The 12,475-nt window shown below is 71.9% G+C and carries 12 protein-coding genes; 11 read left to right on the forward strand and 1 reads right to left on the reverse strand.

All coding sequences use genetic code 11. The annotated features are described in order from the left end of the window. Positions 1-24 precede the first annotated feature (24 nt). Positions 25-720 carry a type 1 glutamine amidotransferase domain-containing protein gene (locus tag KCH48_RS24980; protein ID WP_210576949.1) on the reverse strand — a complete coding sequence of 232 codons (696 nt, stop codon included), beginning with the start codon at positions 718-720 and terminating at the stop codon, positions 25-27. A gap of 149 nt (positions 721-869) precedes the next feature. On the opposite strand from KCH48_RS24980, the gene KCH48_RS24985 reads away from it, so the two are divergent. From KCH48_RS24985 to asnB, 11 genes are all read left to right on the forward strand, one after another. After that, a complete protein-coding gene (locus tag KCH48_RS24985) occupies positions 870-1,265 on the forward strand; it encodes a nuclear transport factor 2 family protein (RefSeq protein ID WP_210577014.1) in 396 nt (131 codons plus the stop codon). Positions 1,266-1,323: 58 nt separating this feature from the next. After that, a complete protein-coding gene (locus tag KCH48_RS24990) occupies positions 1,324-1,566 on the forward strand; it encodes a hypothetical protein (protein ID WP_210576950.1) in 243 nt (80 codons plus the stop codon). A gap of 37 nt (positions 1,567-1,603) precedes the next feature. Then, a complete protein-coding gene (locus tag KCH48_RS24995; protein WP_246885846.1) occupies positions 1,604-3,934 on the forward strand; it encodes a cation-translocating P-type ATPase in 2,331 nt (776 codons plus the stop codon). Then, a complete protein-coding gene (locus tag KCH48_RS25000) occupies positions 3,931-4,446 on the forward strand; it encodes a copper chaperone PCu(A)C (protein ID WP_210576952.1) in 516 nt (171 codons plus the stop codon). The genes KCH48_RS24995 and KCH48_RS25000 overlap by 4 nt, the downstream gene beginning before the upstream one ends. 150 nt (positions 4,447-4,596) lie before the next feature. Then, complete coding sequence (locus KCH48_RS25005; protein WP_210576953.1) at positions 4,597-5,262, forward strand: hypothetical protein; 666 nt, start codon at positions 4,597-4,599, stop codon at positions 5,260-5,262. 228 nt (positions 5,263-5,490) lie between these two features. After that, positions 5,491-6,105, forward strand: a complete 615-nt coding sequence (locus KCH48_RS25010; protein WP_210577015.1) for a sigma-70 family RNA polymerase sigma factor — start codon at positions 5,491-5,493, stop codon at positions 6,103-6,105. A gap of 136 nt (positions 6,106-6,241) precedes the next feature. Continuing rightward, the gene (locus tag KCH48_RS25015) at positions 6,242-7,297 is read left to right on the forward strand and encodes an ABC transporter substrate-binding protein (RefSeq protein ID WP_210576954.1); all 1,056 of its coding nucleotides are present in this window, start codon (positions 6,242-6,244) and stop codon (positions 7,295-7,297) included. 2 nt (positions 7,298-7,299) lie between these two features. Further along, positions 7,300-8,370 carry a FecCD family ABC transporter permease gene (locus KCH48_RS25020; protein ID WP_374104707.1) on the forward strand — a complete coding sequence of 357 codons (1,071 nt, stop codon included), beginning with the start codon at positions 7,300-7,302 and terminating at the stop codon, positions 8,368-8,370. A 37-nt stretch (positions 8,371-8,407) separates the two neighbouring features. Continuing rightward, positions 8,408-9,217 (forward strand): ABC transporter ATP-binding protein, encoded by an 810-nt coding sequence (locus KCH48_RS25025; RefSeq protein WP_210576955.1) that lies wholly within the window; start codon positions 8,408-8,410, stop codon positions 9,215-9,217. 79 nt (positions 9,218-9,296) lie between these two features. Further along, positions 9,297-10,649, forward strand: coding sequence for an MFS transporter (locus KCH48_RS25030; RefSeq protein WP_307840939.1), 1,353 nt, complete (start codon positions 9,297-9,299; stop codon positions 10,647-10,649). A 5-nt stretch (positions 10,650-10,654) separates the two neighbouring features. Beyond that, positions 10,655-12,475, forward strand: a complete 1,821-nt coding sequence (gene asnB, locus KCH48_RS25035) for an asparagine synthase (glutamine-hydrolyzing) (RefSeq protein ID WP_210576956.1) — start codon at positions 10,655-10,657, stop codon at positions 12,473-12,475.

Consider the following 12,475-nt stretch of genomic DNA (forward strand, 5'->3'; position numbering starts at 1 on the left):
CGCTATGGCTCGCGGCCTGCCCGGTCAGGCCAGCTTCTTCAGCAGCTCGGTGGCGGCCGGGGCGGCGGAGGCCGGGTTCTGGCCGGTGACCAGGTTGCGGTCGACGACCACGTACGGCGCCCACGGCTCGCCGACCTGGACGTCCACGCCGGCCTCCACAAGACGCGTCTCCAGCAGCCACTTCGCCTTGTCGGCGAAACCGGACTGCGTCTCCTCGGCGTTGGTGAAGGCCGCGACCCGGTAACCCGCGAAGGCGTTGTCGCCGCCGGCCCGGACAGCGGCCAGCAGCGCGGCCGGACCGTGGCAGACGACGCCGAGCGGCTTGCCGGAGTCCAGGGTGTCGGTGAGCAGCTTGCCGGAGGTGGCGTCGACGGAGAGGTCCTCCATCGGGCCGTGACCGCCCGGGTAGAAGACGGCGTCGTAATCGTCGAGCCGGACGTCCTCCAGCTTGACCGGCTGCTGAAGCTCGGTGATCGAGGCGAGCGCGGCCGCGACCCGGTCGGCGCCCTCCTGACCGCCGTTGAACTCCGGCGCCAGGCTGGCGCGGTCCACGGTCGGCACGACGCCGCCGGGCGTGGCGACCACGATCTCGTGACCGGCGGCCTTGAACGCCTCGTACGGGGCGACGGCCTCCTCGGCCCAGAAGCCGGTCGGGTGCAGGGAGCCGTCGGCGAGAGTCCAGTGGTCGACACCGGTTACTACGAAGAGGATTTTTGACATGCGTCCACCCTAGGGGGGCCTGCCATAGGGATCCAATGAGGAATCCGATGTGTGTCATAGCTAATCCAATAGCTACGGACCGGTACCCGATACGCGTTACCCGATACGCTTATTCAACTTGTTGAGTAGTCCACAGTGAGGTGATGCTCGTGCACCCGTTCCGCAAGGCCGTCGAGAACCGTGACATCGCGGCCGTAGAGGCGCTGCTGGCCGACGACGTCGTGTTCACCAGCCCCGTCGTCTTCAAGCCCTACCCGGGCAAGGCGATCACCGCCGCGATCCTGCGCGGCGTGCTCCGCGTCTTCGAGGACTTCACCTACGTCCGTGAGATCGCCAACCCCGACGGCCGCGATCACGCGTTCGTCTTCACCGCCACCGTGGCCGGAAAGCAGCTCCAGGGCTGCGACTTCCTGCACTTCGACGAGGACGGCCGCATCGACGAGTTCACCGTCATGGTCCGTCCGCTGTCCGCCGCGAACGCGCTGGCCGAGGCGATGGGTGCGCAGTTCGAGCAGATCGAGCGGGAGGCGGCCGGCGCGCAGTGACGCGGGCCACAGGGCGGGCGGGGAACTCGGACCCCGCCGGGCCCGACTGCTGAAGGTGATGGACGACTCCCGACGACTCCCCACCGGCGCGGGTGCGGGCGCGGCACTGCGCAAGCTGCCGCCGCCCGCGCTCTGTGGTTTCCTGCTGCTCCTCGCCCTGCTGTTCACCGTGTCGTACGCCGTCGGCGCGGGCGCCGGGCCGGTCGCACCCGGCATGCACGACCCCGGAACCGTTTCCGACGGCGATGACGGCGAAGGTGACGGCACGACTCACGGGGGCGGGGGCGGGCACGGTGGCTGAAGCGACCCTGGTGACCACCGACCTGACCGTCGGCGGCATGACCTGCGCGGCCTGTGTGAACCGCGTCGAGAAGAAACTCGCCAAGCTCGACGGCGTCACCGCGACCGTCAACCTTGCCACCGGCCGGGCCCGGGTGAGCCATCCGGCGTCCGTGCGGCCCGAGGAACTGGTCGCGACCGTCGAGAAGGCCGGGTACACGGCCGCGCTGCCCGAGCCTCCGAAGGAGCGCCGGGTTGCTCGGGATGCGGCGGAACTTCCGGATGACGTACGGCAGTTGGTGATCACCGCGCTGCTCGCGACGCCGGTGCTCGTGCTGTCGATGGTGCCTTCGCTGCAGTTCCGCAACTGGCAGTGGCTGTGCTTCGTGCTGGCCGCGCCGGTCGCCGTCTGGGGTGCGTGGCCGTTCCACGCGCGCGCGGTACGCGGGCTGCGGCACTCGGCGGCGACCATGGACACGCTGGTGTCGCTCGGTGTGGTGGCATCGTTCTCCTGGTCGGCGTATGCGCTCTTCCTCGGCGGCGCGGGCGAACCGGGGATGCGGATGCCGTTCAGTCTGCTGCCCTCCGCCTCCGACGGCGTGGCGCACGTCTACCTCGAAGCGGCCGTCGGTGTACCGCTGTTCGTGCTCGCCGGCCGCTTCCTGGAGGCGCGGGCGCGGCACGGGACGGGAGCGGCGCTGCGGTCGCTGGCGGCGCTCACGGTCAAGGACGTGGCGGTACGGGAAGACGGGAGTGAACGTCGGCTTCCCCTGGGGGAGTTGCGGGTCGGCCAGGTCTTCGTGGTGCGGCCCGGGGAGCGGGTGGCCACCGACGGTGAGGTGGTGGAGGGCGGTTCCGCGGTGGACCTGTCCCTGGTCACCGGGGAGAGCGAGCCGGAGGATGTGGTGCCGGGCGCGACGGTCGTCGGCGGAGCCGTCAACGCGGGCGGGCTGCTGCTCGTCCGGGCCACCGCGGTCGGCGCCGACACGCAACTCGCCCGGATCGCCCGGCTAGTGACAGAGGCTCAGGCGGGCAAGGCGCGGGCGCAGCGGCTGGCGGATGCGGTGGCGGGCGTCTTCGTCCCCGTCGTGCTCGCGCTCGCCGTCACGACGCTCGGCTTCTGGCTGGGCGCCGGGGCCGAGCCGCAGGCCGCGGTCACCGCATGTGTGGCCGTACTCGTCGTGGCCTGCCCGTGCGCCCTCGGCCTGGCGACACCGACCGCACTGATGGCCGCCACCGGCCGGGGCGCCCAGCTCGGCGTCCTGGTCCGCGGACCGCAGGCCCTGGAGGGGCTGCGGCACCTCGACACCGTCATCCTCGACAAGACCGGCACCCTCACCTCCGGCCACATGACCGTCGCCCGCATCACCGCCGTGCCGGGCGGCCTCGGCCGCGAGACCGCGCTGCGCCTGGCCGGCGCGGTCGAGCAGGGCTCGGAACATCCGCTGGGGCGGGCGATCGCCGCGTACGCGCGAAGGGCGCTGCCGGAGGGGGCGTTGCCCGAGGTGGGCGAGTTCCGGGCGGTGTCGGGGGTGGGTGTGCGGGGGCGGGTCGGCGGGCGGTTTGTTGAAGTCCTTGGGCCGGACGGGGAGTTGTCCGTGTCGCGGGCGGATGTGGCCCCGGAGGGGGTGTTGCCCGAGGTGAGCGAGTTCCGGGCGGTGCCGGGGGCCGGTGTGCGGGGCCGGGTCGACGGGCGGCTCGTCGAAGTCCTTGCTCCGGACGGGGAGTTGTCCACCCCGCTGGCGGACGCGCTGTCGGTTGCGGAGGTCGCCGCGCACACGCCGGTGCTGGTGCGGGTGGACGGAGTCGACCAGGCGCTGATCGAACTCGGGGATGTCGTGCGCCCCGGCAGTTACCGCGCCGTCGACCGGCTGCGGCGTCTGGGCGTACGTCCGGTCCTGGCGACCGGCGACCGGGCGGCGTCCGCTCGTGCCGTCGCCGCTGACCTGGGCATCGACGAGGTGCACGCGCGCTGCACACCCGAGGACAAGGCCGATCTCGTACGGGAGTTGAGGGCGCGCGGTGACCGCGTCGCGGTCGTCGGTGACGGTGTGAACGACGCCGCCGCGCTCGCCGGAGCCGACCTCGGCATCGCCATGGGCAGCGGCACGGACGTGGCCGCCGGGGCGGCGGACGTGACCCTCGTGCGCGGTGACATCGAGGCCCTGGCCGACGCGATCCGGCTGGCCCGCCGCACCCTGGGCACGATCCGCACCAACCTCGTCTGGGCCTTCGGCTACAACGCGGTGACGCTGCCCCTCGCCATGGTGGGCCTCCTCAACCCGATGTTCGCCGCCGTGGCCATGTCGCTCAGCTCGGTGCTGGTGGTGGCGAATAGCCTGCGGCTGCGGTCCTGGCAGCCGACGCGAGCAGGAGAACGTACGCGATGACCTCGGCCCACCACCCCTGGCACCCCACCCGCCGTCGCCTCACCGAGACCCTGCTCGCCGCCCTCGTCCCGGTCGCCGCATGCAGCGTCGCGCTGGCCGGCCTGACGGTCTGGGTGAGTGCCGGAAAGGCGGGCGCCCCGCCCCGCGTCGGCGTCTCGGACGCGCGCGTGTTCCTGCCGTACGGCGACACCACGGACACCGCGGCCTTCTTCGACATCTCCAACTCGGGCGGCGCGGACGACCGGCTGGTCCGGGTCACCTCGACCGACGTCCGCGGTGAGATCACACTCAGCCGCCACCGTATGACCGGCAGTGGGGCGGCCTACGCCGAGGACGTGGAGTCGGCCGCCGTGCCCGCGGGCGGCGAGCTGTCCATGTCGCCGCAGAGCATCGACGCGACCCTGCGAGCGGGCGCCGACTGGCGGACCGGCGACCTCGTGGCGTTCACCCTGCACTTCAGGCACAGCGATCCGGTGCACGTTCCCGCGGTCGTGGTCCGGCCGGGTTCGTGACCTGCCCGCCCTACAGACGTCGGCCCCGAAACCCGGTACGTTCCCGGGAGTTGTCGTGGCGTGGATCACACGCCTTGGGGCGAGTGGGGAAACGGTTCATATCCGTACCCAGACGTGACGGTGGACGTCAGGATGCGAGGATGAGGCGCCATGACAGCAGGGTGGTGTTCTCGCACAGTACGGGCCGCGGTGTTCGCGGCCGTCTGTGTGCTGCTCGCCGCCCTGGGCCACGTTCTGATGTCCGGCGCCCATGTGCCCGCCTGGACGCTGGCCGCGGGTGTGGCAGGAACCGGCGTCGTCGGCTGGGGCCTGGCGGGCCGTGAACGCGGGCTCGCCCTCGTCGTGACGGTCGTGGTCGTCGCCCAGACCGCACTGCACCAGGCGTTCTCATACGCGCAGTCGGTGAGCGGCTCGACCTCCATGACCTCGGACATGGACATGGGCGCGGCCCACATGGACTCGAGCCACATGGATCACATGGGGCATACGGCTTCGCACTCCATGCCCTCTATGTCCTCCATGCCTTCCATGTCCTCCGTGTTCTCCATGTCTTTCGGCATGCTCGCCGCCCACCTGCTCGCCGCGCTCCTGAGCGGACTGTGGCTGGCGTACGGCGAACGGGCCGCCTTCGGCATCCTGCGCACCGTCGCCGGACGGCTGGCCGCACCCCTGCGGCTGCTGCTCGCCCTGCCGACCCCGCCGCACCGCCCACGCCTCGTCGTGCGCCGTCGGCGTTCCGAGCGGGCCCCGCGGCTTCTCCTTCTCGTCCACGCGATCACCTCTCGGGGTCCACCCCTGGGGACCGCTGTCATCTGAAGACAGCCGGTGACCCGAGGCCGCCCATGCGCGCCTCGGGCTTCGGTCGTACGTCTATGAAGGCGTCGTAAGAGGCGTCGTAAAGGCGTCGTACGGCCGTCTCCCCACTGACCGGGCCGCCGCACCCACGCGTGCGCCGTCGGTCCGATTCTGGATGACCGAGAAGGACACCAGGTGATCACTCCTGCCCTGCCTCTCCAGTGCGACAAAAACGGCAGAAGGGAAGTAATTAGTCAGACGGAAGTCATCGACCAGGCAACCCTCGACGACTCGATAACCGCCTGGGCGCTCGCCGCCCGCGGCGGAGACCCGGACGCCGTCGAGCAGTTCGTCCGCGCGCTGCACCGCGACGTCCTGCGGTATGTCGCCCATCTCTGCGCCGATCCCCAGGCGGTCGACGACCTGGCGCAGGACACGTTCCTGCGGGCGCTCGGCAGCCTGCACCGGTTCGAGGGCCGTTCGTCGGCCCGCTCCTGGCTGCTGTCCATCGCCCGGCGCGCGGTGATCGACCGCTACCGGTACGCCGCCGCCCGGCCCCGCCTGTCCGACGTACCGGACTGGCAGCTGGCGATCGAGCTGGCCCAGCCGCAGGACCTGCCCGGGTTCGACGACGGCATCGCGCTGCTCGACCTGCTGGCGGGGCTGCCGGACGAGCGCCGGGAGGCGTTCATCCTCACCCAGCTGCTCGGGCTGCCGTACGCGGAGGCGGCCGAGGTGAGCGACTGTCCCGTGGGGACGGTCCGTTCGCGGGTCGCTCGCGCGCGGGCGACGCTGATGGATCTGCTGGCGGAGGCGGAGGAGCCGTTGCCGCGGGCGGAGCACGCCGCGTTGGTGGCGGCGTAGGCCACGGGAACGGGGGTCGGTGGCGAGGTCTCGCCACCGACCCCCGGGAACTCATCCGCCCCTGACCCCGACTACTGCACCGGGTGACGGACAGTCGCCCCCGTAGCAAGTGGATCGTGGATCGGGGAGAAGTTCGATGCGTTCTCGTGTGAGGTGCGGTACGGCCGCCGCCGTGCTCGGCGGCCTGCTCCTGGCAGGCTGCGGCGATGCGGAGACGGACTCGGCCGGCGGGAGCGGGGCGGGTGCCCAGCCCGTGACCGTCACCGACTGCATGGGCGCGAAGACCACGTTCTCCGCCGCCCCGGAGAAGATCGTCACCAGCAACGCCTCCAGCCTGGAGCTGCTGCTCCGGCTCGGCGCCGGCGACAAAGTGATCGGAACCGGTTTCCCGCCCGGCAAGGGCACGCTGCCCGCCGCGCTCGACACGCGGGCGCAGCAGGTGCCGGTGCTCAGCGACACCGTCATCCCGAAGGAGAAGCTGCTCGGCTCCGGCGCGGACGTCTACATCGACACCTTCGCCTCCATGGACGGCATGGGCGGCGGTATGGGCGACGCGCCGACGGAGGAGGAGTTCAAGGCGGCCGGGATCAAGCACATCTACCTGAAGTCCACCGCCTGCGCCGCCGAGGCCAAGGGCCCGGTCACGGACCTGACCGCCGTCGAGGACGACATCACCTCGCTCGGCCGGGTCACCGGCACGAGCGCCGAGGCGAAGAAACTCGTCGCCGGGATGAAGGACAAGGTGGACGCCGTCCAGAAGGCGGTCGGTGATACGCCCGAGAGTGATCGGCCGACGTACTTCTTCTTCGACTACGACGCCGGCACCAAGCAGCCCTTCGTCGTCTGCAACCGCCAGGTCGCCCACGCGGTGATCACGCTCGCCGGTGCCCGCAACGCCTTCGGCGACTGCGACGGCGACTTCAAGCAGGTCGGCTGGGAGGACGTCATCGCGAAGAACCCCGACTGGATCCAGCTGGGGGTCCGCGACCGGGGCAGCGCCGCCGCCAACGAGAAGGCTTTCGACGAGGCCGAGAAGTGGCTCAAGGCAAACTCGGCCACCAAGGGCCTGACAGCCGTCAAGGAAGACCACTTCCTGCGCATCGGTTCCGAGCAGACCACCATCGCCGGGGTGGAGAACGCCGACACGGTGGAGCGGATCGCCCGGGCCGTCCACCCCGGCAAGGTCGACTAGCCGTGTCGTCCGCGCTGTTGCGCCGGACCGCGGAACCCGGGACACGGGGCCGCGTTCCGGCCGGGCCCCTGGCCGCCGTGCTGGGTGTCACCCTGCTCCTCGCGCTCACGGTGGCCGTGTCCTGGGGCTCGACCTCCATCCCGCCCGCCGAAGTGTGGGCGGTCGTCGGGCGGCGGCTGTCCGGCGAGGCAGCCCGCCCGGGCACCGACGACCTGATCGTGTGGCAACTGCGCGTTCCGCGCGCCCTGTTGGCCGCGCTCGTCGGTGCCGGGCTCGGCATCGTCGGCACGGCGGTCCAGGCGCTCGTACGCAATCCACTGGCCGACCCCTATCTGCTGGGCATCTCCAACGGAGCCTCGCTCGGAGCCGTCGCCGCGATCGTGCTCGGCGTCAGCGCCGGCGGAGCGCTCGGACTCGGGCTGTCCGGCGCGGCCTTCGTCGGCGCGCTTGCCACCTTCGCCCTGGTGTGGACGGTGGCCCGGCGCGGCGGGGGATTCGCGCCGCTGCGGCTGGTGCTGGCCGGGGTGGCGGTCGGGCAGTTCCTGTCCGGCTTCACCAGCTACCTCGTCCTCCAGGCCGGGGACGAGCAGCAGACCCACAGCGTGCTGTTCTGGCTCATGGGCAGCCTCAGCGGGGCGAGTTGGCAGCTGCTGGCGGTGCCCGCCATCGCGGTGCCGGTGGCCCTGGTGTGCCTTCAGGGGCGGGCCCGTGGCCTGAACGCGCTGCTGATGGGCGACGAGACGGCGGCCGGGCTCGGCGTCGACGTCACCCGTCTGCGCCGCGAGCTGTTCACCGTGACCAGCGTCCTCACCGGCGTCCTCGTCGCCGTCTCCGGCGCGATCGCCTTCGTCGCCCTGATGGTGCCGCACGCCTGCCGCCTCCTCGTCGGCGGCGACCACCGCCGGCTCCTCCCGGTCTCCGCCCTGTTCGGCGCGCTGCTCCTCGTGGTGGTCGACATCGTGTGCCGGGTCGCGATGGACACACAGGAGCTGCCGGTCGGCGTGGTCACCTCACTGCTCGGCGCACCGGCCCTCTTGTACCTGCTCGACCGGCGTCTGGAGAGCGGCAGTTGAGAACGAACGCAAGGGATCGTCAGCGGGGGAGCGGCAGTTGAGGATCGACATCGAAGACCTGCACGTCGCCTACGCGGGCCGTACGGTGGTCTCCGGCGCCCATCTCGTCGCCGCCGAGGGCGAGATCACCGGCCTCGTCGGCCCGAACGGCAGCGGCAAGTCCACGCTCCTGCGCACGGTCTACCGGCATCTGAAGCCCACCGCCGGCCGGGTCCTGCTCGACGGCACCGACCTGCGCACGCTCACCGCGATCGGGTCGGCCCAACATATCGCCGCCCTCCCACAGGAACGCGGCGGCGACTTCGAGCTGACGGTCCGCGAGGTCGTCGCCATGGGCCGTACCCCGTACAAGCGGGCGTTCGCGGGTGAGGACGCCACCGACCGGGACATCGTGGCGCAGGCGCTGTCCGACGTCGGCATGGCGCAGGCCGCCGAGCGCCGGTTCACCGCCCTCTCCGGCGGCGAACGCCAACGCGTCCTGCTCGCCCGCGCGTTCGCGCAGAACCCCGACGTCCTGGTCCTGGACGAGCCGACCAACCACCTCGACATCCGCCACCAGGTCGAACTCCTCACCCTCCTACGCGAGCGCCGCCGTACGACCCTGGTGTCCCTGCACGACCTCAACGCCGCCGCCTCGGTCTGCGACCGCCTGCACGTCCTGCACGCCGGTGAAGTGGTCGCCTCCGGCCCGCCCCGCGACGTGCTCACCCCCGCGCTCATGGCGGAGGTGTTCGGCGTACGGGCGGCGGTGGTCGACCACCCCCTCACCGGCGACCCGCTGATCGCCTTCGACCATCGGGCGTCCGAGGACAGCGCGGCGAGAGTTTTGGACACGTACGGGAACTAACCACCGTTTCCTCCCGACTTGTGGGACGAGGCTGCCGAACCGAACGGCAGCCCGCCCACGAGACGAGGGACGGAAGACGGTGTCTGACTCACAGCCCGGTCGCATACGCGAGGACCGGTGGCCGCTGGTCGCCGTCGCGGGCCTCCTGTCCTTCGTGGCGATGCTCGACATGAACATCGTCAACGTGGCGCTGGTGGACATCGCCGACGGTCTGGACGTGTCGGCGGCGACCGCGCAGTGGGCCGTACTGGGCTATCAACTGCCCGTCGTGGCACTGCTGTTGCCGGTCGGACGGTGGCTGGACGGCGTGGGCCTGAGGCCCGCGCTGCTCACCGCGACCACCGGCTTCGCCCTGTGCAGCGCCTTCGCGGCCGCCGCGCCCTCAGCGGGCTGGCTCATCGCCGCCCGGGTCGTCCAGGGCGCGTGTGCCGCGGTGTTGTTCGTGCTGATGCCGGTGCTGGCGATCCGATCTGTACGGCCGCAACTGCGCGGACGGGCAATGAGCGTGCCCGCGACCCTCGGCCCGCTCGGTGCGGTGACGGGGCCGGCGGTGGGCGGACTGCTCCTCGATCACTGGGGCTGGCAGGCGATCTTCCTGGTCAAGGTCCCGTTCTGCGTCCTGGCGTTGGCGGTGGCGTGGCGTGCGATGCCACGGGACGGCGGGCTCACGAAACCCGACCGGCGGTCGCTTGCGGATGCGGGGCTGGTGGCGAGCGGGGTCACGCTCCTGCTGCTGTCGCTGACCCTCGGCACCTGGTGGCTCGCGCTCGCCGCCGTACCGCCCTTGTGGCGGTGGCTGCGCGGACCGGGCGCCCGTCCCCTCACCGGCGTACTGCACGTCCCGGGACTGCTCCGGGCCCACAGCGCGGTGCTCGCCCTCGCCGCCGGATTCGCCGCCATGCACTACGTCGTCGCCCTGCACCTCCAACGCGAGGACGGCGTCAGCGCCACGACGACCGGCCTGACCGTACTCGCCTTCCCACTCGGCATGGGTCTGGCCGGACCCGTCGGCGGACGCCTCGCCGACCGGCATGGTGCACGCCCGGTTGCCGTTGCCGGCGCCGCGCTGACCGCCGCCGGTCTCCTCCTGCTCGTCCCGCTCGGCGACGGCTGGTCGCCGCCCGACCTCGCCTGGCGGCTGGCGCTCGCGGGCATCGGCATGGGCCTGAACGGCGGCCCGACCCAGGCCCTCGTCATGGGCGCCGCCCCGCCGGACCGCGCGTCCACCGCCGGTTCCGCCGTGCAACTCGCCCGCAGCCTCGGCTTCACGCTCGGCCCGGCCCTGGCCACGGCCGCCTGGGGATTCGCCGGACCCGGAGGCGACGGCGCCCGGGCGGGCCTCGCGCTCGCCGCGACCGCCGCCTGTCTCGCCGTACCCCTGCTCGCGCGACCCCCGCGGCAGACCGCCGCCACACCCCTCACCCAGGAGTAGCCCCCATGTGCGGAATCACCGGCTGGGCGTCCTTCCACACCGACGCCCGCAACCGAGCCCCCGTCATCGAAGCCATGACCGCCACCCTCGCCCCGCGCGGCCCGGACGCGGGCGGCGTCTGGTTCGGTGAGCGCGCGGCGATCGGCCACCGCCGGCTCGCCGTCATCGATATCGAAGGCGGCCGTCAGCCGATGACCGACCGCGCCGACGAGCCCACATCCGTGCTCAGTTACAGCGGCGAGGTCTACAACCACCACGAACTCCGGGGCCAGCTGCGGACGTTGGGCCACGAGTTCCGCACCCGCAGCGACACCGAGGTCGTCCTGCGTGCCTACGCCGAATGGGGCGAGGACGTCGCCGAGCATCTGGACGGCATGTTCGCCTTCGCCGTCTGGGACGAACGGGCGCAGCGGCTGCTGCTGGTGCGCGACCGGCTCGGCGTCAAACCGCTGTTCTGGGCGCGCATCGACGGCGGACTGGCCTTCGCCTCCGAGCCCAAGGCGCTGTTCGCGCACCCGGAGATCCGCCCGCGGGTGGACGCGGACGGGCTGCGGGAGGCGTACAGCCTGCTGTTCAACACGGGGCCGACCATCTGGTCCGGCGTCCGGGAGGTCGAGCCCGGCGGGGTGCTGGTCCTGGACCGGGACGGCGTACGGGAGCGCCGCTACTGGCAGTTGGAGGCCCGAGGGCACACCCAAGGCCGGGACGAGACCGTCGCCCGCGTCCACGACCTGGTGAGCACTGCGGCGCGCGGCCAGCTCGAAGCCGACGTCCCCCTGTGCTCGCTCCTCTCCGGCGGTATCGACTCCACCGTCCTGACCGCCCTGCTCGCCGACGAACTCCGGCTGCGCGAAGGTCAGGACGCCCGGATCCGGTCGTACGCCGTCGACTACAGCGACCAGGCCGAGCAGTTCACGGGCGATGTGCTCAGAACCGGTCACGACACCCCGTACGCCACCGAGGCGGGCGCCTTCATCGGCACCGACCACTCCACCGTCGTCCTGGATCCGCACGCCCTGCTCGATCCCGAGCACCGGAAGGCGGTCGTCGTGGCCAGGGACTCGCCCATCGGGGTGGGCGACATGGACACCTCGCTGTATCTGCTGTTCGGGGAGATACGGCGGCACTCGACCGTCGCGCTGTCCGGCGAGGCGGCGGACGAGGTGTTCGGCGGCTACCCGTGGTTCCACAACCCAAAGGCGCTGGCCGCGTCCACCTTCCCCTGGCTGCTGGTCACGGGCGACGAGGCCGCGATGCCGCTCAACCCCGAACTCGCCTTGAACGTGCGCGAGTTCCGCGCGGACACCTACCGCGACGCGCTCGCCGCCGTACCGCACATCGAGGGCGAGACGGAGACCGAGCACCGGCAGCGCGAGATGCAGCATCTGTCCCTGACCCGCTGGCTGCGCCAACTCCTGCACCGCAAGGACCGGTTGAGCATGGCGCAGGGGCTGGAGGTGCGGGTGCCGTACTGCGATCACCGGCTCGTCGAGTACGCCTACTCCGTCCCGTGGGCGCTGAAGAGCTTCGACGGCCGGGAGAAGAGCCTGCTGCGGGCCGCGGGGGAGGGCCTGGCGCCCGGCTCGGTACTCCTCCGGCCCAAGAACCACTACCCGGCCACCCACCACCCCGACTACAACCGAGGCCTCCAGAACATGGCCCGCGATGTCCTGCCGTCGGTCCGCGAGCTGGCCGACGAGACCCGTATCAAACCCTGCCTCGACACCCCGCCCGACCGCCTGGAGTGGGGCCACCGCCTCCGTCTCGAACGCGTCGTCGACCTGGCCCTGTGGCTGGACCACTACCGCCCCGAACTCGCCCTCTGA

This window comes from Streptomyces sp. GESEQ-4 (genome assembly GCF_017948455.1).
Lineage (GTDB): Bacteria > Actinomycetota > Actinomycetes > Streptomycetales > Streptomycetaceae > Streptomyces.